Annotated in this window: 21 protein-coding genes and 1 pseudogene; 10 read left to right on the forward strand and 12 right to left on the reverse strand. The window is 47.3% G+C overall.

Features of this window, described 5'->3' with window-relative positions; all coding sequences use genetic code 11:
• Positions 1 to 56: 56 nt before the first annotated feature.
• The 7 genes from QUA13_RS26605 to QUA13_RS26635 all read right to left on the reverse strand — a co-directional run bounded on the left by QUA13_RS26605 (position 57) and on the right by QUA13_RS26635 (position 4,295).
• Positions 57 to 698 (reverse strand): AAA family ATPase, encoded by a 642-nt coding sequence (locus QUA13_RS26605; RefSeq protein WP_333203377.1) that lies wholly within the window; start codon positions 696 to 698, stop codon positions 57 to 59.
• Positions 699 to 806: 108 nt separating this feature from the next.
• On the reverse strand, positions 807 to 2,060 hold the full coding sequence (gene fabF, locus QUA13_RS26610; RefSeq protein WP_333203379.1) for a beta-ketoacyl-ACP synthase II: 1,254 nt from the start codon (positions 2,058 to 2,060) through the stop codon (positions 807 to 809).
• Between the two features lie 97 nt (positions 2,061 to 2,157).
• Complete coding sequence (gene acpP, locus QUA13_RS26615; RefSeq protein ID WP_172192176.1) at positions 2,158 to 2,412, reverse strand: acyl carrier protein; 255 nt, start codon at positions 2,410 to 2,412, stop codon at positions 2,158 to 2,160.
• A gap of 79 nt (positions 2,413 to 2,491) precedes the next feature.
• Positions 2,492 to 2,656: a hypothetical protein gene (locus QUA13_RS26620; protein WP_333203381.1), complete on the reverse strand. Its 165-nt coding sequence runs from the start codon at positions 2,654 to 2,656 to the stop codon at positions 2,492 to 2,494.
• Positions 2,657 to 2,758: 102 nt separating this feature from the next.
• The gene (locus QUA13_RS26625; RefSeq protein ID WP_333203383.1) at positions 2,759 to 3,166 is read right to left on the reverse strand and encodes a GFA family protein; all 408 of its coding nucleotides are present in this window, start codon (positions 3,164 to 3,166) and stop codon (positions 2,759 to 2,761) included.
• Positions 3,167 to 3,607: 441 nt separating this feature from the next.
• Positions 3,608 to 3,838 carry a hypothetical protein gene (locus tag QUA13_RS26630; RefSeq protein ID WP_333203385.1) on the reverse strand — a complete coding sequence of 77 codons (231 nt, stop codon included), beginning with the start codon at positions 3,836 to 3,838 and terminating at the stop codon, positions 3,608 to 3,610.
• 76 nt (positions 3,839 to 3,914) lie between these two features.
• Positions 3,915 to 4,295: a nuclear transport factor 2 family protein gene (locus tag QUA13_RS26635; RefSeq protein WP_333203386.1), complete on the reverse strand. Its 381-nt coding sequence runs from the start codon at positions 4,293 to 4,295 to the stop codon at positions 3,915 to 3,917.
• A 224-nt stretch (positions 4,296 to 4,519) separates the two neighbouring features.
• Between QUA13_RS26635 and QUA13_RS26640 the strand changes: the two genes are divergently transcribed.
• From QUA13_RS26640 to glmS, 6 genes are all read left to right on the forward strand, one after another.
• On the forward strand, positions 4,520 to 5,425 hold the full coding sequence (locus QUA13_RS26640) for a CoB--CoM heterodisulfide reductase iron-sulfur subunit B family protein (protein WP_333203388.1): 906 nt from the start codon (positions 4,520 to 4,522) through the stop codon (positions 5,423 to 5,425).
• A 345-nt stretch (positions 5,426 to 5,770) separates the two neighbouring features.
• Positions 5,771 to 6,982, forward strand: a complete 1,212-nt coding sequence (locus QUA13_RS26645) for a chloride channel protein (RefSeq protein WP_333203390.1) — start codon at positions 5,771 to 5,773, stop codon at positions 6,980 to 6,982.
• A 100-nt stretch (positions 6,983 to 7,082) separates the two neighbouring features.
• A complete protein-coding gene (locus QUA13_RS26650) occupies positions 7,083 to 7,295 on the forward strand; it encodes a hypothetical protein (protein WP_333203392.1) in 213 nt (70 codons plus the stop codon).
• Between the two features lie 18 nt (positions 7,296 to 7,313).
• On the forward strand, positions 7,314 to 7,451 hold the full coding sequence (locus tag QUA13_RS26655) for a hypothetical protein (RefSeq protein WP_333203394.1): 138 nt from the start codon (positions 7,314 to 7,316) through the stop codon (positions 7,449 to 7,451).
• A gap of 296 nt (positions 7,452 to 7,747) precedes the next feature.
• Entirely contained in the window at positions 7,748 to 7,993 is a 246-nt protein-coding gene (gene psaC / locus QUA13_RS26660) for a photosystem I iron-sulfur center protein PsaC (protein ID WP_015175986.1), read from the forward strand.
• Between the two features lie 160 nt (positions 7,994 to 8,153).
• Entirely contained in the window at positions 8,154 to 10,076 is a 1,923-nt protein-coding gene (glmS, locus tag QUA13_RS26665) for a glutamine--fructose-6-phosphate transaminase (isomerizing) (protein WP_333203396.1), read from the forward strand.
• A 177-nt stretch (positions 10,077 to 10,253) separates the two neighbouring features.
• Here the strand turns inward: glmS and QUA13_RS26670 are convergent, their stop codons facing one another.
• Both QUA13_RS26670 and QUA13_RS26675 read right to left on the reverse strand, forming a co-directional pair.
• Positions 10,254 to 11,789 carry an O-antigen ligase family protein gene (locus QUA13_RS26670; RefSeq protein ID WP_333203398.1) on the reverse strand — a complete coding sequence of 512 codons (1,536 nt, stop codon included), beginning with the start codon at positions 11,787 to 11,789 and terminating at the stop codon, positions 10,254 to 10,256.
• 43 nt (positions 11,790 to 11,832) lie between these two features.
• Complete coding sequence (locus tag QUA13_RS26675) at positions 11,833 to 12,678, reverse strand: YaaW family protein (RefSeq protein WP_333203400.1); 846 nt, start codon at positions 12,676 to 12,678, stop codon at positions 11,833 to 11,835.
• 361 nt (positions 12,679 to 13,039) lie between these two features.
• Between QUA13_RS26675 and QUA13_RS26680 the strand changes: the two genes are divergently transcribed.
• On the forward strand, positions 13,040 to 14,104 hold the full coding sequence (locus QUA13_RS26680) for an FAD-dependent oxidoreductase (protein WP_333203402.1): 1,065 nt from the start codon (positions 13,040 to 13,042) through the stop codon (positions 14,102 to 14,104).
• A gap of 39 nt (positions 14,105 to 14,143) precedes the next feature.
• Positions 14,144 to 14,356, forward strand: a complete 213-nt coding sequence (locus tag QUA13_RS26685; RefSeq protein WP_333203404.1) for a hypothetical protein — start codon at positions 14,144 to 14,146, stop codon at positions 14,354 to 14,356.
• A gap of 321 nt (positions 14,357 to 14,677) precedes the next feature.
• Here the strand turns inward: QUA13_RS26685 and QUA13_RS26690 are convergent, their stop codons facing one another.
• From QUA13_RS26690 to QUA13_RS26700, 3 genes are all read right to left on the reverse strand, one after another.
• On the reverse strand, positions 14,678 to 15,604 hold the full coding sequence (locus tag QUA13_RS26690; protein WP_333203412.1) for a polysaccharide deacetylase family protein: 927 nt from the start codon (positions 15,602 to 15,604) through the stop codon (positions 14,678 to 14,680).
• Between the two features lie 613 nt (positions 15,605 to 16,217).
• Positions 16,218 to 17,813: a bifunctional pantoate--beta-alanine ligase/(d)CMP kinase gene (locus QUA13_RS26695; RefSeq protein WP_333203406.1), complete on the reverse strand. Its 1,596-nt coding sequence runs from the start codon at positions 17,811 to 17,813 to the stop codon at positions 16,218 to 16,220.
• 201 nt (positions 17,814 to 18,014) lie between these two features.
• On the reverse strand, positions 18,015 to 19,115 hold the full coding sequence (locus tag QUA13_RS26700) for a septal ring lytic transglycosylase RlpA family protein (RefSeq protein WP_333203408.1): 1,101 nt from the start codon (positions 19,113 to 19,115) through the stop codon (positions 18,015 to 18,017).
• Positions 19,116 to 19,583: 468 nt separating this feature from the next.
• On the opposite strand from QUA13_RS26700, the gene purM reads away from it, so the two are divergent.
• Together purM and QUA13_RS26710 are read left to right on the forward strand one after the other, a co-directional pair.
• Positions 19,584 to 20,612, forward strand: a complete 1,029-nt coding sequence (purM, locus tag QUA13_RS26705) for a phosphoribosylformylglycinamidine cyclo-ligase (RefSeq protein ID WP_333203410.1) — start codon at positions 19,584 to 19,586, stop codon at positions 20,610 to 20,612.
• Between the two features lie 341 nt (positions 20,613 to 20,953).
• Positions 20,954 to 21,142 (forward strand): annotated as a pseudogene (locus QUA13_RS26710) (iron uptake porin); the annotation flags it as partial.
• Positions 21,143 to 21,263: the final 121 nt, after the last annotated feature.

Below are 21,263 nucleotides of genomic sequence, written 5' to 3' on the forward strand. Positions count from 1 at the left end.
AACCAAAATTGGGACGTATTCTCCGCTTATAAAGCCAGTTTAGGCTTTGTTTGGGCTTAAAATTTGTTTAAGTCCCGGTAAACAGGTGTACTTTCTGGTGGTAATTGACTATTTTCAAGCAGTGTCGTAATTGTCAACAAACCCAAAGAATTTGTAGGAATGTTATCTAAAGTTTCAAAATGAGTTGGCTCTTGACCGCGAAAATTGTAAACAGATAAAACTCCTTGCCTTAATTCTCTGTTATGGAATTTATAGTAATAGAAAGGTGGCGTGGTGGAAGTTTCCTGCAAATCTTCTCCACCATACAGATATTCTTCAGAAATGCTCGCCCTTACTTTTTGTCGATCGGTATAAAGTTTGAAATCAAGAATTGCGCTGTCTTTTTGAAGATTACCACTTTGGTTAATTTGCGAAAAACAGTAGGCCATACTGACCTTTGCCGGACTTTCAACATTGACATCTAAGATTTTATCACCGCCAAATTTAGAAATAGCATCCTCAAAACTACTGACGCCGCGATTTTCATCGGGAATAGCTATTAGGCAATCTTTTAAAAATTTTAAACAACTGATGAAATTGCTTTTGCCTGAACCGTTTGAGCCGATAAATATATTAAGGTTGTTTAAATTTACAGATGGATCTAACTGTAGATTTTTATAATTCTTGGTTGTCAAAAATCGAATAATTGGTTGATTCATACGATCGCTCCCGTTATAATTCAGAAAGTTAGGGCAGGCAAGATGCCTACCCTACAAAGGTAAAAAAATATTTTTTCACCTTTTAACTCTCGATTTTCGGATTAGCCGTTACCGAACAAACTTCTTGAATGCCAGTGTCACGTTGTGGCCGCCAAATCCAAAAGAATTCGACAGCGCCACATCAACTTTTAGATCGCGGCTTGTATGAGGAACATAGTCTAAATCGCACTCGGGATCGGGATTTTCCAGATTAATTGTCGGCGGGATTTTGTCATTGGCGATCGCCATTACCGTCGCCACCGCTTCAATTCCCCCAGAACCGCCCAAAAGATGACCGGTCATTGACTTAGTAGAACTAATTGCTACTTTGTAAGCGTGGTCTCCCAAGGTCCGCTTAATCGCCTTGGTTTCCGTAGAATCGTTGGGAAGCGTGCTCGTGCCGTGAGCGTTGATATAGGTCACTTGATCCGGCGTCAAACCCGCATCCTTGAGCGCTAAAGCCATCGCCCGCGACGCACCGTTCCCCCCCGGTACCGGAGAAGTCATGTGATACGCATCGCAGGTTAAACCGTAGCCGACGATTTCTGCGTAAATCTTCGCGCCACGCGCCAGAGCGTATTCCATTTCTTCTAGAATCAGAATGCCCGCACCTTCGCCGACGACAAAACCATCACGATCGCGATCGAACGGACGAGAAGCATGAGTCGGGTCATCGTTGCGAGTCGAAAGCGCCCTCGCCGCAGCAAAACCCGCCACGCACAAAGGTGTCACCGCAGCTTCCGTACCGCCGCAAATCATGGCTTGCGCGTAACCCCCCTGAACTAGGCGAAACGCATCGCCTACGGCATTCGACCCGGCAGCGCAGGCAGTCACCGTGCAAGAGTTTGGTCCCTTAGCGCCCGTTTGAATTGCCGTCAGACCCGCGGCCATATTCGCAATCATCATGGGAATCATAAACGGGCTGCACCGATCGGGGCCGCGAGTCAGATAGATCTCTTGCTGCTCTTCCAAAACCTTCAGGCCACCAATGCCAGTGCCAAGAATGACACCCACCTGTTCTGCGTTCAGGTCGTTAATCTCAAACTTCGCATCAGCAACAGCTTGTTTGCTCGCTGACACCCCAAACTGAGCAAAGCGATCCATCCGCTTTGCTTCCTTGCGCTCTAAATAGTCGTGTGGGTCATAACCCTTCACCTCTCCGGCAAAGCGGCAGTCGTGCCGCGACGGGTCGAATAAGGTGATCGGGCCTATACCATTCTTCCCGGCAAGCAACCCGTCCCAATACTCGGACAAGGTATTGCCGATCGGTGTAATCGCGCCGAGACCCGTGATAACAACGCGCTTACGCTCTAAATTTGTCATGATTTCAGTTTCAAAAAATTAAACACCCAGAACGCAGAACAAAAGAGGAGTTTCCAGTTTTCTAACTTCTCTCCTCTTAGGGGAAAAGACAGGTATTTTATGCTTTTGGAGCTGCAAGTTGGCTGTTGATGAAATCTACAGAAGCTTGAACCGTAGTAATTTTTTCGGCTGCTTCGTCGGGAATTTCAATATCAAACTCTTCTTCCAAGGCCATGACCAGCTCTACAGTATCTAAGGAATCTGCTCCTAAATCGTTAGCAAAGTTGGCTTCGGGCTTGACTTCGCTCTTCTCGACTTCCAGTTGCTCTGCCACAATTTTCTGGACTCTAGTAAAAATGTCGTCTTGGCTCATAACATTATGTCCTCATTGGTTGCTGCGTATCTAATCTTATCCGAAAGGGGGATCTGCAACAGAAAGGCTGGCCGCTTTTCTAAGTGACACGGGCTAGCGACAATTGGGGCACGGACGATCGCAGCAACTCTAGGACTGTTATGGGGTGGCGATCGCTATGGCTCTCTTGGATTTGTGTGGGAAACTGTATCGATCGGCACAGAAGATTCTTGAGGAAATCGCTGAAACCCTTGTCCTGAGACATATAAGCTGTATCAATCGCCGGATAGCCTGGAGAGCCGGTAAATCTTTGTTTGATTGGGCTGATGGTTAAAAGGCTTGCAGCCTTTTAGATCTCAAATGGGTTCTATAGATGCTTTGTCTCGGCTGGATGCGCACCCCAGTTGTTGTTACGGCCATCCGAAAATCGAATGGGCGCTTCAATGAGTTCCGTTGGATCGGCGTTATTGAGGGCGGCCAATTGGACTGAAACGTAGTCACCGCCAATCTGTTCGTGGTATCCGCGTGCAAAGGAGCGCACGCCGCAGTGCTTGCAAAAAAGATGATGTCCAATCTTTGGATTGAATTGGTAGTCGCTCAAATCGCGCTCGCCGGATAGCAATCGGAATGCGTTGGGCTTGATGATGGCGTTCCAATTCCGCGTTTTCGTGCAGATCGAGCAGTTACATTTGTTTGTGCCCAAGCTCAAGTCGATGTCGGCTTCAAATCGAACTGCGCCGCAATGGCAGCTTCCAATAAAGGTTTTGAGCGTCATAATCTCCCAAGAGGTTGTCGTCGTCCGAAAAGCGTAGAGGCTGTAACACAACTCCGAATACGGGCAATCTTCGATGATGCCCAACGGCTGAATTGAGTGGCAACCTATCGCTTCTAACTCTATCCAAAAATATCACAATTCTGTCGGCTCCAATGATTTGTGATGCCCCGATCGCTTAACTATTGTTAGCTGGAATTCCTCACCGATCTGATTCGCTGATTTTCCACGGCTGCTGTCTCCACCGCTTGTAAAAACCTACGCATATCTCGGCAATAATCCTCAAATCTCTGTAGAGGGAACTTAGCGGTATATGTTCCAAGAAATCATCTTTAACGCCGAGGCTTGCTCTGGATAGATTGCTCCGACCATCGCTTGACCAAAGATTCCCAGTTAGAGATAGCATAGAAGTTGTGACGCTTAATGCTAGATTTCTTAATCAAGTTATTTAGTTGAAACGAATGGCGACCTACGTGCTTTCGATCCTTCACGGAGAGATAGGCAGGTGATGGAGCCGGGAATATTTTCAGCTAATCGCATACCACGTCGGGCGATCGCCATTGCTGCGGTTTCATCACTGGCTAGACCATATTGGCGTGCATATTTTACAAGCCAGATGACCTTGGTGTAAGCTGGATTCACCTTCATCAGATCAATGCCTCGGTTACTCAGCATTTACTCAATAAATCTGCTCATTTGCTTGAATTGGAACGTTTTGCCGGAGCCACACTCAAATGATTTTGAGTCATTCTTACTTCTTGATGAAAATACCGCCTCTGTACGCAGCGCCGAAGTAGACAGTGACGCTCGATATCTGTTCGCCCTCGAAAGTGAAAAACTCGGTATTTCTGAACTCCATGCCTTCAAATGTTGTTGCTCGATACGTAACGAACGCCTCGTCTCCTTCAACAAAGATTCGTTCGATCGCGTGCTGGCGAATACGATCGCTGTTAGGCCAGCATCGCTCAAAGTAAGTAGCGCGATCGATGCCATCGTCATAGGGGCTGGTAAAGGTGAACGTGTTTGTTAGCAGTCTTTCGACGGTTGCTCGATCCTTGGCATTATAGGCAGCGAAACAGCGCTCAATCGTCGCCTTGCGTTGGGCAGATGCCTGGTTGTCTGGTTCGATCATGACTACCTCTGGAGTTAATCTGGGAGTTAACGGTTAAATTGAGCCGCAGTAGATATCTTTAGCTCGACTAGAATCAGAGCTGTTTGCCTGCTCCAATCTGGTTGTTAGGCTGGTGGCGTTGGGCAATATTGTCTAAAACTGCGTAAGGATATGGAGAGGAAGCATCCCAACTTCGATCGCCCTCCTTTTTTGTCCCTTGCCTTGTCTCCCCAGCAGAAACGATTATGCCATCCCCAAATCTCAAATATGCTTATTTTCCCGGTTGCGTTGCCCAAGGGGCCGCCCGCGAACTTTACCTTTCTACTCAAGCACTGACTCAAGCCTTGGGCATCGAACTGGTGGAACTCAAAAAAGCTTCTTGCTGCGGTTCTGGCACTTTCAAGGAAGATTCGCAGTTACTAGAAGATACCGTCAACGCCCGCAATATTGCTTTGGCTGAGGAACTGAATCTGCCTTTGCTGACGCATTGCAGCACTTGTCAAGGGGTAATCGGTCATGTGGACGATCGCCTCAAGGATTGCCAAAAAACCGATCCCAACTACATAGAAAAAGTCAACGGTTTACTGGAAAAACAAGGCTGTTCGCCTTATCAAGGCAGTACCGAGGTGAAACATCTGTTGTGGGCGATCGTTGCCGATTATGGTTTGGAGGAAGTTCAGAAGCGAGTCACCCGCAAGCTTTCGGGCTTGAAGTGCGCGTCTTTTTACGGATGCTACCTGCTGCGAGCTCAGGATAAGCTGCTTTACGATGACCCCCACCAACCGGAATCGATGGAAAATGTGTTTCGGGCGATCGGGGCAACTCCGGTTTACTATCGAGGGCGGACGCAGTGCTGCGGCTGGCCGTTGGCGAGTTATGCCACTAACCAATCTTTTCAGATGGCAGGCAAACATATTCAAGATGCTCTTGACAATAGCGCTGATTGTATGGTAACTCCTTGTCCTCTATGTCACTTGAATTTGGATTCGCGACAGCCAGAGGTGGAAAAAGTAATCGGGCGCAAATTGGGTTTGCCGGTGCTGCATTTGTCGCAATTGGTGGCTTTGGCTTTGGGTGTGGAGCCAAAAAAACTAGGACTCGATCGACATATTGTTTCAACTAAGCCCGTGTTAGAAAAATTAGGCTTTTAGTCGATCGATTTGCGCGGCTTTGTAGAAAGGACTAAAGTCTTTTCTAATATCACACCCAGTTTTGTAGTAAGGACTGTAGTCCTTTCTAATATCCAATCCCGTACGATCGGAATTATACCCGAGTGCTAGCGGGACGCTCGATCGCGCTCATACATTTTTGAGTTCAGTCCTGGACTGCCGTTGTGAGACTGCGATTGTTAAAGCGCATTCGATAGCCCGAATCTACACTCAAAAGCAAGTGTGGTGCGTGGTAAATTAATATGCAGACAACAAAAGTTGTATACCATTAGACAAAATACTTTTTTAACACTTTCTAACTGGCTAGCTATTGACAAGGAATAAGCAATGAAACGAAATCCAATAAATCTCACACGTCCGGTATTGCTATGGGCAATGCTAGGAATCATTTGTGGTTTGTTTGCTGCAAGTTATTGGATATTTTTGTCTTACATAATGCTGGGATTTGAATATTTTAGTGGATCTTCTCTACTAATCATCATGCCACTTGCTGGTTTGCTCGTCGGTTTGATAATTCATTGGCTGGGAAATCCTGGCGAAATAGGGTTGATTATTGACAATATTCATCTCAATGGTGGGCGATTACCCATGAACGAGAATCCTTCGATGATTCTGTCGTCGCTAATCAGTATTGCAAGTGGAGGCAGTGCTGGTCCAGAAGCACCAATGGTGCAAGTCACAGGTTCAATTGGTACGTGGTTGGCCGATCGCTTTCAATTGCGCGGAGAGGCACTACGAACTTTGAGTATTGCTGGCATGGCATCTGGTTTTACAGTTTTGTTCGGCGCTCCTTTGGGTGGTACTTTTTTTGCTTTAGAAATCCTGCACCATCAGAATGTTGTGGAGTATTTTGAAGCAATATTGCCTGCGGTAGTTGCAAGTTGTGCAAGTTACACTATTTTTGTAGCAATTACCCAGCTAGGAATTGGTCCTACCTGGCATTTTCCTCAATACAATGTGGACAGCCTTTATGACTTTGGCGCAGCGATTGCTTATGGAATTGTAGGTGCGCTCATGGGGTGGTTTTTTATCGCTGTATTTCGCAGTATTGGTCGCTTATTCGATTCGATACCCAGTCCAATCTATGTGCGCACTACTTTAGCTGGGCTAGGACTTGGTGTTTTATCAGCTTTATTTCCGCTTACTCGTTTCTTTGGTGAACATCAAATTGAAAAAATTGTTGAGGGAAACTTTCCTTTGGAATTTCTTTTGACTTTAGTTATTGCTAAAGTGTTTGCCATTAGTACGACCGTAAATGGAGGCTGGCGGGGGGGGATTATCATCCCGCTGTTTTTTATAGGAGCCTGTTTAGGAAAAGCAATCGCGATCGTTAATCCCGCATCCAACGAGACTTTGGCAATGATTTGTGTAATGGCTGCTCTGAATTCAACAGTTACTCGAACTCCCATTAGTACAACTCTGCTACTCGCCAAGTTGACAGGATTCAGCACTTTTACACCTATTCTCTTCGCTAGTCTCGTGGGTTTCTTCTTGGCTCCCCGATCTCCCTTCATTAGCTCACAGCATAAAGTGGATTAACCAAAGGCTATAATTCTTCTAATAGCTCCGTGTAGCGGTTAAAAATACGTGCAATTTGCGAGGGTCGAGTCTCAAGGATTTTGTGATTACAAATTCACCAATGGCATCAAACAACATCTGGGTGTTGATACCAGTCAGCTTGCCCTTTTTGATCCATTCCACAAAAGCCAGTGTGTCCGATGAATGTGGCTGGATTGAACTGTTGAGTCACAACTTCGATTACTTTCACACTCGGGCTCGTCAATATTCCGAAGACGATCGTTCTGCAACGGCAAGGGGTATCACCCGGATCGGCTCATCGCAGAGAAAGTAAAAACTCTATCCCCAGATTATGACCCAGATACGGTTTAAACTGGCACAGAAACTAACGAAAGCCGAAAAAGTGGCACTAGAGGGAAAAACTGGATTTGTCGTGGTGGCAACTGGCGATCGTGATTCAACGGTCAAACGCTTCGATGTAAGGCTGTAAGAGTTTGGTCAAGAACTTTGAGCAGACCCTCATCAATACTACTGCGAAACTCAATTTGTATTTCATCAGGCTGATGCTCAAACGGTTGGCGAATTAATATATCCCAAAATGGTTCTATAAGACTCCCAGCGTGAATAACTGTGAAGTTTTGTCGCTTTTTCGCGAAGTGCTTCCAAGCACTGCGGTAGACTAACCTTTAATTCTCTGTGCAGGCTATAGCGGTGGCACCTCACCGTCAAATCTGTTAATTCGCAGAGCAAGGAAATTTTTAGTGACTCGTTGGGAGCCTTTATTCAATGTCTCATTCAGTCAAAATTTACGATACTTGCATCGGCTGCACTCAATGCGTCCGCGCTTGTCCGACTGACGTTTTGGAGATGGTGCCCTGGGATGGCTGCAAAGCAGCTCAGATTGCATCCTCTCCCCGCACCGAAGACTGTGTAGGCTGCAAGCGGTGCGAAACTGCTTGCCCCACCGATTTTCTGAGCATCCGGGTTTACCTCGGAGCCGAAACCACTCGCAGTATGGGTCTAGCCTACTAAATATCGATCGACACGCCGATCGAATTACGGGCACAAGAGAGGGGGCGATTACATTGCCCCCTCTTTTTTTGTCGCGGAATCTGCATTCTGGGGCCGGAAGAAGGTAAAAATGATAAAACGTGAGTTTTATTGCGATCGCTAAGCAGGAGTAGTACGTTAAATGTGCGGAATCGTTGGCTATATCGGCACGCAAGCAGCAAGCGAGATTTTGCTAGCAGGATTGGAGAAACTAGAATACCGGGGCTACGATTCAGCGGGCCTCGCTACCATCTCGGAAGGACACATTACCTGCATCCGAGCCAAGGGCAAATTGCACAACCTCCGGGAAAAGCTAGCAGAGATAGACTCTCCGGCTCCCATCGGCATCGGACACACCCGCTGGGCAACTCACGGCAAGCCAGAGGAATATAACGCTCACCCTCACCTGGATAATAGCGGGCGAATTGCGGTAGTTCAAAATGGAATTGTCGAAAATTATCGCGAGTTGCGGGAAGAATTGAAAGCAAAGGGACATAAATTTGTCTCGGATACCGATACAGAAGTTATTCCTCATTTAATAGCTGAGTTTTTGAAAGAAGGAGAAAGAGAGAAGGCAGAAAGAAAAGAGAAAAAAGCCGAGCAAATTGCTGATTTGTCGTTTTTGGAAGTGGTTTTAAAGGCGGTAAATAGGTTAGAAGGAGCCTTTGCGCTCGCCATTATCTGTGCAGATTTTCCCGACGAAATAATTGTCGCCAGACAGCAAGCTCCTTTGGTGATTGGCTTTGGTGCCGGCGAATTTTTCTGCGCTTCCGACACGCCGGCCTTAGTATCTCACACCCGCACTGTTTTATCTCTAGAAAATGGCGAATTGGCAAGGCTAACTCCGATGGGAGTCGAAGTTTACAGCTTTGCAGGGGAAAGGCTGAAAAAAAGCCCGCGCATCCTTGGCTGGAGTCCGGTTTTAGTCGAAAAACAAGGCTTCAAACACTTCATGCACAAGGAGATTTACGAACAGCCAGCCGTAGTCCGAGCTTGTTTGGAGGCTTATTTAGACAGCGATTGGCAGCCGGGAAATCCGCGCTCTCCAATCAATCTCAACTTGCCCAAGGAACTTTGCGCCGATGTCGAACAAATTTCAATTCTCGCCTGCGGAACGAGCTGGCACGCCTCGCTAATTGGCAAATATTTGTTGGAACAATTAGCTAATATTCCCACTGCGGTGCAGTACGCTTCTGAGTACCGCTACGCACCGGCACCGCTGACAGCAAATACTTTAACTATTGGGGTAACTCAGTCGGGAGAAACGGCGGACACGCTGGCGGCTTTGGGGATGGAACAGCAGCGGCGCGCGGGTCTTACGGATAAATTCCAGGCGAGAATGTTAGGGATTACTAACAGGACTGAAAGTTCGATCGCCCACATGATGCCGCACGTGCTCAATACCCACGCCGGTATAGAAGTCGGCGTTGCTGCCACTAAAACTTTTGTCACTCAGTTGATGGCATTTTATTTCTTAGCTTTGGATTTGGCGCACCAGCGGCAAACAATCAGCAGCGAGAGATTGGCAGAGATTATTGCTGGTTTGCGCCAGTTGCCAGCAGAAATTGAAAAGTATTTGGAGATTCAAGAACAGTATGTAGAAGAATTGTCCCACCAGTTTACAGAAACCCAAGATTTTATCTTTTTGGGGCGGGGAATTAACTTTCCCATTGCTTTGGAAGGGGCGCTGAAACTGAAGGAAATTAGCTACATTCACGCCGAAGGATATCCGGCGGGAGAGATGAAACACGGCCCGATCGCCCTTTTGGACGCGAAAGTGCCTGTAGTGGCGATCGCCATGCCAGGAAGCGTCTACGAAAAAGTGCTGTCTAACGCTCAGGAAGCGAAGGCGCGCGACGCCCGTTTAATTGGCGTTACGCCGAAGCAAGGTGTGGCGGAAGCTGATATTTTTGACCACATTTTGCCGGTGCCTTTGGTGGATGAATTGTTGTCGCCGATTGTGACAGTGATTCCGCTGCAATTGTTGGCTTATCACATTGCGGCGCGTCGGGGTTTGGATGTGGATCAGCCGCGCAATTTGGCGAAGTCGGTGACGGTGGAGTAAAGGAAGGAAGAAGGAAGAGGGAAGAAGGAAGAGGGAAGAGGGAAGAGGGAAGAAGGAAGAAGGAAGAGGGAAGAGGGAAGAAGGAAGAAGGAAGATTAATTACTGAATTTGTCATTCCCAATTCCCAATTCCCAATTCCCAATTCCCAATACGCAATGCCAATTCCTCAACTCAAAACTATTCCCTCTGGCTAACTCCGCAAATTGCGGCTAACAGCAACCAGCTTGTAGTATTGAGTCGGAAATCAAACAGCGTCACGTCTACAGTGTTAAATAGGGTACAGGCGACGAAGGCTAATAAATAACTGAAAAAAATTAGGCGATCGACCGCTTTTAAATCTTGACAACCCACCTGATTTGTGCTATTAATTATAATTTTTTGATTGAGATCTAAAGCATTTTCCGCTTTTTCGAGTGTTGCTATTTGCTCGTGTTTAATATCCGCAGGAAAAAGCGGCCAATGCACCAGCAGCAAAACACCCCTAGCCAAAACCCAACCAACTAAACCAAACAACAAAAGCGTTGCGGGTATTCCCGTTTCCGCAGTCAACATCAGTATCAAACTGTGAGGATGGCCGAGCCATTCTTGCATTTGAGCTTGATAAATAGGCGTAAAATTTCGCAATCCCCAACCAGTCCAAGGACGCTGCTGAGTCATCGACCAAGCAAATTCCCACTGAGTAGTTCTCAAAGTAGCAGTTGGCCGATTTGGGAACATCTCGTCGGTGAGTCTAGCCCAGAAAAAAGCCGGGATAATTCTTCGTAAATACTGCCGTAAAGGTTCGGGGCCAAAGGCAGACAAAAAAACTGTGCTAGCCACACTAAAAACCGCAGCTAATAATTGTTTATAACCCGCATAAAGTGCAAAAGCCAAAACTGCCACAACTGCCAGTCCCCAAGCATTGCGAGAATTAGTAAAAATCAAAGCAACAGCATTTCCGCTCACTGCAAAACTTAAAAATAGGAAGCGGTAATTGGGAATCCGTAATTGGAAATCTGGAATCAGCCGTTCATTAATTGTTTCTTTTTTTCCTCTTTCCTCTTCCCTTAAAATCTCGCTGTTCAATCCGTTCAATCCCTTAGAGTGCTCGTTCCCGAACCCTTCTTCCATCCACAGTCCCAGTGCTAAAATAAAAGCAATTGTCAGATAGCAAGCTAAAATATTAGCGTACATAAATACAGAAGCCATGCGGCCGGGGGGATTGCCTTTGGGTTCGAGTACCCAGCCAAAAACGGGCTGCAATTGATCGATGCCGCTCCAACCTAAAAATTGCTGTCCCAGACCTAAAATTATCACGGGAATTGAACTACTTACAATCATCCAAGACAATTGCCGCAATTGAGGCGAAGTTTGAATTAAACTGCTGAAAGCAGCAAACAATATAAAGAACGGCAAAAAATTGTACAATCCTAAAAAAGCCTCGCTGCGGTTGTGGGCAAAAACCGCTGTGATGACTAGCAGCGCGCTCAGAATTGCGAAGCCTCGATTCAGCGGGCGACGACTAATTTGACGGAACTTTTGCTTGCAAGTGCCGGCCAATCCCAGGAATAAACTTAAAGCTCCCAAAATCGGAATTAAGGGAAAAATTAGCATCCCAAACTGAGCAAAATTCCAAGGGATTTGCAGGCGGCGATCGGGATGTTTTTGGAGTCGAGACTTGAGATTTTCGGCTGTCAGTTTGGCAGCTAATTTCAACCGATTTTTGATATTCACCCAAACTCCCAATCTCAAATTTCAAATCTAAAATCTACTATAGTTAAGCTAGTTCCCAAACGCATTCCGATCGCGTCAGGCGAATTTGAGCTAAGGCAAAAATGGTCGGGATAATCCGGCCGTAGTTCGTGGAAATCGATCGCCAACCCAAATCCGCGAAAAACCAAGTCCACATCACCGGGCCGATCAACGAAAATACGCTTCGCGTCGCACCGTAACGAGCCGCACTCACAGCCATACCGCGCCGCGCCGTCTGAATTGCGACATAATTTTGAAATTGGGTTGCTGCGGTTGCAGTGCCTGCAAGCACTCCTTGTTTTGCCATTTGATACGTGGCAAAATGCAGCGCAAATTGATTGGCCATTAGTTTGAGCAGCATTGGTTTTAAGATGGAACTAACAGCTAAAGCGCTGCCGCCTTTGAACAGTAAACCCAGCGGGTCTTTTTCAGCAGAAATTGGCAGGGGTTCTGAGAGTTTAGAATCAACGATCGCTCGCTGTACGCGCACTGTCAGCGCTTGCTGTTCGTCTGCCGGCAAACGCTTCCACGCCCGGCCCATTAAGTGCAGAAATACTTCTGCCTCTAAGTCGGTGGTTGACAACTGTTTGGGATAAGGGATTTTGAGATAGCGACAAACTTGAATTAGCGCTTGTCTGTAACTGACTTGTTGGGTTCGCCCTCTGAGTACCGTCAACCCGTCGGCTGCAAGATAGCGAAACCGCTGTTCTACGGCGTCGAGCCATGCTTGGCGATCGCGACTTTGTACGTCTATAGGTGCGGGGGTTTGCACGTAATCTAAAGGGTTAAACTTGCGGCTGAACAGAAGTTCTGTTAGTTGCTGCAATTCTTCTTCTGTTGTCAATTCTAGTGCTGCTCTGAGTTCGTCCAAAATTTTGCCCTCCCGTATTCGATTTTAGATTTTAGATTTTAGATTTTAGATTGCTGCTGATACACAACCATTGGGATTTAGGATTTACCCACAGTGGGATTTTTTTATCTGGTCTTGATCGTGGATTCGTGCTGTCCTTTATTCTACTACTTGGTGCAGGGCGATGGCGTCGGGCCCTCGCCCGCGCTACTGCTCTCAGGGTTTGGCCGCAAACTGAAATATTGCACTGAAACTTCCCCGCAGCCTTTAAGCTGATAACTAGACATCTAGTGAAAAGCAAGTCTTGGGCAGGCAGGATGCCTACTGCACAAGAGTTTTTGGAGATGTCTAATGACTGGTGACTACAGACTAATGACTAATTATGTTCGATGTTGCGGTGATTGGGGCGGGTATGGCGGGGCTGAGTTGCGCTCAACGGTTGCGTCAAGCTGGTTATTCTGTGGCGGTTGTTGAGAAATCTCGCGGTGCGGGGGGACGTGTTGCTACCCGCCGCGTACAGGGGACTAGGGCCGATCACGGGGCGCGGTATCTGGAACCGCAGGGGGATGCGGTGCAGCGGTTAATTGAGGCTTTGGTCGATCGGCACATCCTCAAACTCTGGACGGATTGTGTCTGGGAATTCAGACAGGGAAAACTTTCTGCTATTCCTAGTTCTTGTTATGTCGCACCCGCTGGAATGAATGCTGTGGGTAAGTATCTGGCGGAGGATTTAGAAATTTGGTTTGGCCGCCGCGTACAAGGTATTTCTACTACACATAACCAAATGTGGCATCTTTCCTTAGAAGTCACTGACAACTTAGACATACCTCAAGAATTGATTGCTAAGGCTGTTGTTGTGGCAATTCCTGCTCCTCAAGCTTTAATGTTTTTGAATTCGGAAATCGGTTTTAAATCTGATTTTCTTGACAAATTGCGTTCTGTAGAGTACGACCCTTGCATTACCGCTATGGCTGGCTATCCTGCAGCAAAACAGCAAGATTTGAGCAATCTAAATCCGCAGTGGCAAGCTGTTTCTTTTCCCGATGATGCTGATTTAGCTTGGATTGGCTGGGACAGCAGCAAGCGGCTCGATCCGCAGCAGCCGGTGTTTGTGGTTCACAGCAGCCCTAATTTTGCAGAACGCTATTTAGAATCTGTTGATTTGCCAACAATCGGTCAAGAATTGCTCGATCGCACTTCTGAATATTTAATCCCTTGGCTCAAGGAGCCGGAATGGTTGCAGGTTCACCGCTGGCGCTATGCTTTTTGTCGAAATCCTTTGCCTGTTTCTTGTTTGGTGGCCGAGGGTACTTTGCCGCTGGTTTGTGCGGGGGATTTGTGTGGCGAAGGTCAAATAGAGGGTGCTTTGCGATCGGGTTTGGCGGCGGCTAATTGGGTAAATTCTCAGTTGCAAAATTTGCCGTTAGATTCCAGCCTAAATTGGTAATATGGCTACAGTTAAGGTATTGATTTTGCCTCTAACGTTATGATTGCCATCCCGTCTGGGTTTAGCCCCGAAGATTACCTTGCCCTCGAACGTGATAATACCGTCCGGCATGAATATCGGATGTCAGGAAGAAGGAATAAGGAAGAAGAAGGAAGTTCGGCAACGGATTCGCTCGACGGATGTAACGGATGTCAAGAAGAAGGAAGAAGAAATAAGGAAGAAGGAAGAAGGGAAATGCAATTAAAGCAATGATTTCAACAGTCAAGAATGTCGCCGGGAATCGGGCGCGGTTACTACTTCTTCCTTCTTGGTTCGGCTAGAGTTATGAAAAATTAATGGAACGGCATACAACAATACTCCGGACAGTTTTGGGAACGATACTACAAGCTTACGCGGGGCAAGGATCATAAAAAAGTCGAATTAAATATAAGTCAGGGGTGGAGCTGACATTGATTTAATTATCCACAGTGGCTCAAAGTCCTACAGAATAAGCCATTGGGCCATATAAAAACTGTCCGGACTATTGATACAAAAAAATGGAAAAATGGTGTAATTTCTCACTTTTCCAAATTGTTATTTTTGTGCTGTTTTCTGGTTTTGTAACTCTTGTTCTTGCATCTGCAATAACTCGGGAACTGTTACGAAAATGTAGCCTTCCTTTCTCAATCGAGCAATAATATCAGGCAAAGCTTTTACAGTTCTAGATCGATTGCCACCGCCGTCGTGCATCAACACAATGCCGCCGGAATTTGCCTGCCTCATCACGTTGTCCATCAAAGATTCCGTAAGAGTGCGCCAATCAAAAGAATCAGCAGACCATATCACAACTGCATAATTTTTCTTTTGAGCGTAAGCTACCAATCCATTGTTTAAAATGCCTCCGGGCGGGCGAAACATCGATGTTTTGACGCCCGTCAACTCCTCAATTAAGGATGAAGTACGATCGATCTCGCGAGCTGCACCGTCTTCGTTATACTTAAGGTATTCGTGGTTCCAAGTATGGTTGCCGATCGCGTGACCTGCTGCTGCGACCTGTTTGCCAATTTCGGAATAAGTTTTCAGGTATCTTCCTACCCAGAAGAATGTAGCCTTAATATTGTTTTTCTTGAGAATATCTAGGATTTGTGTAGTTGTTGTCGGCCAGGGGCCGTCGTCAAATGTCAGGGCGATCGCCTTGTGCTGGGAGTCGAGTTTCGCGTGACTAATAGTTGTACCTTGAAACTGCGACGGTACGGCTGATTGAAAGCGGGTTTCCTGCAATTGGGCTAGAGCTTGTTGGGAAAATTCAACTCGATGGGCGATCGCCTCGGAGAACTTATTAATATTGGACACCGGCTGTTTTTCTTGCGAGTGGGATACCGCCAAGACTTGTGCCTGAATGGGTTCCAATCGCTGATTTGCCCGCAAGTTAATCGGCAACGTCACACCCAGCAAAAAACTTGCTGTAGCGGCCAGAAAAGCAACGATTAACGTTTTTCGCTGCCTCAACAACCGTTTCATTTTTGTCACGTCATTCTCTCCTTCACACCTTGCACAGTTAATTCTAGATTTTATGTTGATATCAAGTTAATCCACTTTAGAACAATTCTTCGGAAAGTTTTTGATTGCCAACAGTAGAAGTAGCGTTCCAGGGTAATATGCTTGCACAGGACAACGCTGACTACAATCTCAAAACCTAATTTCAATTGTGCGGACTCGCGGCCTTGCTAAACCGGGTTTGGTTTCTTCGTAGATTTATCGTGACTGGCCGCAAAACTCGTAGAAACCGGGTTTCTAGCTACCTATGCGCGGGCAATGAAACTGTCGGAAGTATTGTTAGAAGATACTCTTCAATTAGATGGCACCTAAAGATGCTACTGCAAATGACCGATCGCGGGGAAGTCCGTCCGGATAAAAAAATTTAAGACTTGTGCGCCAGAAATCCCCTAACCCATGAAAACGCGGGATGCTTGAACTTTTTCCCCAGCTAGGGGGACGGCGCTCAAATCGGGTTAATGGAACGATATTCTTAGGGACTCAGGCCGCATCTGCCCGCGCCCCTACCTGACACTGCAAGTTGGTTTAACCGGATTTGATATGAGGCGATCGATCGCGCGCCCCCAGCGTCGTAAAATTAACTTTTAGGGCCAATTCTCTGTTTGTACAAGCCGACAATCCGATCGATAACTTCAGCAACAGTCAGATTGTCTGTTTGAATTTCCACAGCATCGGCCGCTTTGCGCAAAGGTGCAACCTCGCGGGTGCTGTCCTTTTCGTCCCGCAGGGCAATGTCTTGTTCCAACTGTGCCAAGCTAATATTAGCCCGATCGGTGTCTTTAAGTTCTAACAGCCGCCTGCGCGATCGCTCTTGTACCGAAGCCGTCAAAAAAATCTTCAGTTCCGCATCGGGAAACACGTTAGTGCCGATATCGCGGCCTTCTGCTATAATTCCGCCTTTTGTGCCGCAGCGCCGCTGTTCCTCCACCAGAAACTGTCGCACGGCGGGAATTGCCGCCATTTCCGAGACGCGGGATGTCACTTCCAAACTGCGAATTGCCTCGGTTACGTCTTCGCCGTTAATCTTCAACATCTTTGATGCGGGATCGAGGTTGTATTCTAAATAACTGGAACTGATTAATTCGGCGATCGCGCATTCGTCGGAAATCGGCGTATCTGTTTTCAATGCCAGCCAAGTTAGCGCCCGATACATCGCGCCGGTATCCAGATAAAACAAGTTTAGAGCTGTTGCTGCAAGGCGAGTTACGGTAGATTTGCCAGCTCCCGCCGGGCCGTCGATCGCCACAATTGGCCGGCGGTTCCTAAGAATTATATTGTCAATCAAGCGAGTAGAGCCGACTCTGGCTGCCACGGCTAAAAGTCCTGCTGTTTCCACAACCTGCAAGGGCGTCAAAGTGTCGGGATCGACGAGTTCGGCGTATTCGAGCTTGACTGCGGGCTCTCCTGCAACTGCTGCGCGCGCGGCAGCGAGTGCGGCCGCTGCGGTGCGATCCCCTGAAGCAAAAGTTTCCGAGGCTTGTTGCAGCGCGCGGTAGAGTACGGAGGCTTGCTGTTTTTGCTCTACTGTTAAATACTGATTGCGAGAACTCATTGCCAGTCCCGACTCTTCGCGGACGATCGGACAAGCGACAATCTCTACAGGCAAGTTAAAATCAAAGGCCAGCTTCCGAATAATGGCTAGCTGCTGGGCGTCTTTCTGACCGAAATAAGCTTTTGTCGGCTGCACCAAACTCAAAAGTTTAGTCACAATTGCCGCGACGCCCTGAAAATGACCTGGCCTGGACTTGCCGCACAAAACCGATGTCATCGCCGGCGGCGGTACTACTTGAGTTAATGATGAAAGGTGAATCTCTATATGTTGTTTTTGGGCGGTTTTCTCTGTTTCTGTGCGCTCGACCGCTTGGTTGCCGAACATTTCCGTTGCTGAGGGAGCAAAAATGACATCAACCCCAGCTTGTTCGCACAACAGCCGGTCTTGCTCGAAATTCCGAGGATAATCTTGAAAATCTTCTGTTGGCCCAAATTGCAGCGGGTTGACAAAAATGCTGACGGCGACGATCGCATTTTCTTGCCTTGCCCGCTGGATCAAGCTTAGATGTCCTGCGTGCAAAGCTCCCATCGTCGGCACCAAACCGACTGTCACATGAGGTGCAGCAGACTTTTGTGAATTTAAGTAGCAGCGAAGTGCTGCAATGGTAGTAAAGAGGCGCACCGGTAGAATCTCCTGAAGGCATTCGGCAGAATACAGAATTTATTTGTCAGAATTTGTTCGATCTGACCTCTTGCACCGATGTTAGCAACAAGCTCGCGTACAAGAGAGCGGACTATGGCGACGAGTGCAAGATGTGAGTTTTATTCTAGTTTCTGCCTTCTACACTTCGGATAAATTTTGTATTCTGCCTTAGAGTACCGTTCAGCGTCCAACTGTTGTTTGCTGCTGCGGTTCGATCACTTCGATTTCCACTCTCGCAACGCCGCTGCTCATCATTCCCAGCACGCTGGCGGCGCCGGCGGACAAGTCAATGAGCCGATCGCCCACATAGGGGCCGCGGTCATTAATGCGGACGACTACGGTGCGGCCGTTGTCGAGGTTTCTCACCATGACTCTAGTTCCGAAGGGCAAGTGGCGGTGGGCTGCGGTCAAATCATTTTGATTGAAACGCTCGCCGCTGGCGCTGAGGTTGCCGTCAAATCCCGGGCCGTACCAGGAAGCCCAGCCGCTGAGGCGTACTTGAACTGGGCCCAGAGACAGCACGGGGGATTCTGGCTGGGGTTTGCCTGCGACTTCTTGCAGGGGTGGGGCGTTGCCCAGAAGGCGGCGGAGGCGATTGGTTGCTTGCAGGGCGTCTCGGCTAAAGTTGCTGGTGGTGTCCGGGAGGATGGTTTCGGCGTTGATGTTTACCAAGTCCTCACCGTTTGCCTGGATAATGTAGCGATCGCCTTTTTCCCACTTAACGGTAATGCTGTTCGGATCGATGTTGTTGCGGGCTAGCTGGTTGAGTCTTGCTGCTAAGCTCGATGCCCGCCACACGGGATCGGGTTCTTGAGTGCGGTCGTTGCTGGCAATGTTTCCAACTTTGGGATTTTCTTTGGCGCCCGCTACTTGCATCTGACTGCTAGCACCGGCTTTGCTGTCGCCAGTTTCTCCCAAAAGCGTGTTTTTTTCCGGACTGGCGTTCACAAAGGTGATGACTGGAATGTTTCGCACGTAGACTGTCGCTGCTTGTCGCCCGTCCAAGTCGTGGGGCTGAATTTTGGCGATCGAGTCTCGGTCAATGTCAGCTCTTGCTTGGTACTGATACTGTCCGACTTTTTGTGCTTCGACCTGAGTCGCGTTTAACTGCGGGGACGGTTCGGTGGAAATTACTTGCTTAGAAGCCTGAGAGTTTTGCTTGCCGGCACCTGTTGCTTGTGCGTGACAAGAGGATGCCGTTCCTACCACAGGAACTAACAGGACAGCGAGTAGAGCACCAACAAATTTTTCCTTCATACGTCCATTTTTGTGAAGAGCCATTGCCAACCGAGATTGGAGGATTGGCCGTTTGGCGGCGGGCGTCAAGGATTTCTCTCTTGCCCTTCGCCATTCCCCCGTGAGTCAAAGCAAAGTATCGGGGTGCGTTTTTGCTTTAATGCTTCAGCCCCAAATAAATTTGGCTGAAATTTCCCTGACACTTGACAACTCATACTCGATTCGCAATTTGTGTTTTGTTCACGAACTGCAACAGACTACCACAAACTTTTGCGGTTGGGGATCGCTGCGATCGCGATTTTCACCAAATCTTCATTAAATTTTCTCAGAACTCTCTATCATAAAATCCTTTAGTTCTAGTGCTTACAGCCGTTTCAGCCATTCCTGAAAAATTTACAAAATTTTACACAAATTTATTGTTTTTTGTGGGCTGCCAAATGGCTAGTGTGAAAAAAGCTGTTTGTCAACTGTTATCGGAATAAACTAAAAATTAGAAATCGATTTGGCGGACTTATGGATTATCGAGAAGCAGGTGTGGATGTTGAGGCGGGCAGAGCTTTTGTCTCGCGCATCGGGAGTATGGTCAAGAGCACGCACCGATCGGGTGTTTTGGGCGGATTCGGCGGGTTTAGCGGTTTTTTCAGCGTCCCGGAGGGTTTAAAAGAGCCGGTGATGGTTTCGGGTACTGATGGCGTTGGGACTAAGTTGAAATTAGCCCACAATCTCGATCGGCACGACACGGTAGGTATCGACTTGGTGGCGATGTGCGTCAACGACGTGCTGACATCCGGGGCCGAACCCCTCTTTTTTCTCGATTATTTAGCGACGGGAAAGTTAAATCCCGAACAATTAGCTGCGGTGGTGGCCGGGATTGCTGACGGTTGCAAGCAAGCGGGCTGTGCTTTGCTCGGAGGGGAAACGGCAGAAATGCCCGGTTTTTACCAAGCGGGAGAGTACGATTTGGCGGGGTTTTGCGTGGGAATTGTCGAAAAGAGCAAATTGTTGGACGGTTCGCGGGTGCGGGTGGGAGATGTGGCTGTGGGGCTGGCGAGTTCCGGCGTGCACAGCAACGGTTTTAGTTTGGTGAGAAAAATTGCGGGCGATTGGGGTTTTGATTGGCATTCCCAACCCGAAAAATTAGGAGGCAAAAGTTTAGGAGAAGTGCTGTTAACTCCGACTACAATTTATGTTAAACCAGTCCTCGAAGCAATTAAGAGCGGTTTAGAAATTCACGGCATGGCTCACATTACGGGCGGCGGTTTGCCGGAAAATTTGCCCCGCTGTTTGGGGACAAATCAATCTGTGAAAATTGACAGCAATAGCTGGCCAAATTTGCAGATTTTCCAGTGGATTGCTGAAGCGGGCCAAGTTGCTACAGCAGATATGTTCAATACTTTTAATATGGGGATTGGGTTTGTGCTGTTGGTCGCTCCCAGGGAAGTAGAACAGGCTGTTAAATGGTTTGAATCTCAGGGAATTGGTGCTTGGGCGATCGGCGAAGTAATTGAGGGGAACGGAGAATTGATAATGGGCTTCGATTAATTTTAATTGAATGAATCTAAAAAAAAATCCTTTTTTTTTAGGGTTAAAAGCTTGACTCTAAGGATTCAATAAAGTACAATTAAATAATGGGAGTGGTGGCAAAATTTAAATTTAAGCTACCACTCCCATTATCTAATATATACCACAATAATTCCCAAAAAGTCAATAGGTAATAGTTTCTTTTTTTAGGGCGAATTTTTCAACAATATTTTCAGAAACTCGGTTTATTGAACAATACTTTCACCAACTTTAATTTGTATTCGTGACTTTTAATATGGGCATTGAGTTTGTGGTGTTGGCCGGCCCAAAAGTAGAACAGGCTTGTTAAATAAGCTGTGGGTGATGACAAAACTACTGGCAACTTGGGCTATCGGGTGCGGTTGAATTTCGATACTAGCTTTACTGGAACTGATCGTTTGAGAACGCGGTTGCAAGCAAGAAACAACGCTCGGTACGATCGCCCTATTGGCACTCCCATGACTCGCACCAACTTTGACGGGGATAGCGGCTCTCAAATCACCCTCGATAAACAATGTTAAAAGTTGTGCATTGCGGAGATTTTTTAAATACAGCAGTTCCCGCTGTTATGAAGTACAATAGCAACAATTAGCAAACCAATTTCTTAAATGTTGAGGATTGATTAAGTTGAGG

Source organism: Microcoleus sp. S28C3 (genome assembly GCF_036700785.1).
Taxonomy (GTDB): domain Bacteria; phylum Cyanobacteriota; class Cyanobacteriia; order Cyanobacteriales; family Microcoleaceae; genus Microcoleus; species Microcoleus asticus.

What these genes read in the sequence shown, in the direction of transcription:
- QUA13_RS26605 (WP_333203377.1), bottom strand. Translation starts at nt 698, where the DNA reads ATGAATCAACCAATTATTCGATTTTTGACAACCAAGAATTATAAAAAT.
- fabF (WP_333203379.1), bottom strand. Translation starts at nt 2,060, where the DNA reads ATGACAAATTTAGAGCGTAAGCGCGTTGTTATCACGGGTCTCGGCGCG.
- acpP (WP_172192176.1), bottom strand. Translation starts at nt 2,412, where the DNA reads ATGAGCCAAGACGACATTTTTACTAGAGTCCAGAAAATTGTGGCAGAG.
- QUA13_RS26620 (WP_333203381.1), bottom strand. Translation starts at nt 2,656, where the DNA reads ATGTCTCAGGACAAGGGTTTCAGCGATTTCCTCAAGAATCTTCTGTGC.
- QUA13_RS26625 (WP_333203383.1), bottom strand. Translation starts at nt 3,166, where the DNA reads ATGACGCTCAAAACCTTTATTGGAAGCTGCCATTGCGGCGCAGTTCGA.
- QUA13_RS26630 (WP_333203385.1), bottom strand. Translation starts at nt 3,838, where the DNA reads ATGCTGAGTAACCGAGGCATTGATCTGATGAAGGTGAATCCAGCTTAC.
- QUA13_RS26635 (WP_333203386.1), bottom strand. Translation starts at nt 4,295, where the DNA reads ATGATCGAACCAGACAACCAGGCATCTGCCCAACGCAAGGCGACGATT.
- QUA13_RS26640 (WP_333203388.1), top strand. Translation starts at nt 4,520, where the DNA reads ATGCCATCCCCAAATCTCAAATATGCTTATTTTCCCGGTTGCGTTGCC.
- QUA13_RS26645 (WP_333203390.1), top strand. Translation starts at nt 5,771, where the DNA reads ATGAAACGAAATCCAATAAATCTCACACGTCCGGTATTGCTATGGGCA.
- QUA13_RS26650 (WP_333203392.1), top strand. Translation starts at nt 7,083, where the DNA reads ATGGCATCAAACAACATCTGGGTGTTGATACCAGTCAGCTTGCCCTTT.
- QUA13_RS26655 (WP_333203394.1), top strand. Translation starts at nt 7,314, where the DNA reads ATGACCCAGATACGGTTTAAACTGGCACAGAAACTAACGAAAGCCGAA.
- psaC (WP_015175986.1), top strand. Translation starts at nt 7,748, where the DNA reads ATGTCTCATTCAGTCAAAATTTACGATACTTGCATCGGCTGCACTCAA.
- glmS (WP_333203396.1), top strand. Translation starts at nt 8,154, where the DNA reads ATGTGCGGAATCGTTGGCTATATCGGCACGCAAGCAGCAAGCGAGATT.
- QUA13_RS26680 (WP_333203402.1), top strand. Translation starts at nt 13,040, where the DNA reads ATGTTCGATGTTGCGGTGATTGGGGCGGGTATGGCGGGGCTGAGTTGC.
- QUA13_RS26685 (WP_333203404.1), top strand. Translation starts at nt 14,144, where the DNA reads ATGATTGCCATCCCGTCTGGGTTTAGCCCCGAAGATTACCTTGCCCTC.
- QUA13_RS26690 (WP_333203412.1), bottom strand. Translation starts at nt 15,604, where the DNA reads ATGAAACGGTTGTTGAGGCAGCGAAAAACGTTAATCGTTGCTTTTCTG.
- QUA13_RS26700 (WP_333203408.1), bottom strand. Translation starts at nt 19,115, where the DNA reads ATGGCTCTTCACAAAAATGGACGTATGAAGGAAAAATTTGTTGGTGCT.
- purM (WP_333203410.1), top strand. Translation starts at nt 19,584, where the DNA reads ATGGATTATCGAGAAGCAGGTGTGGATGTTGAGGCGGGCAGAGCTTTT.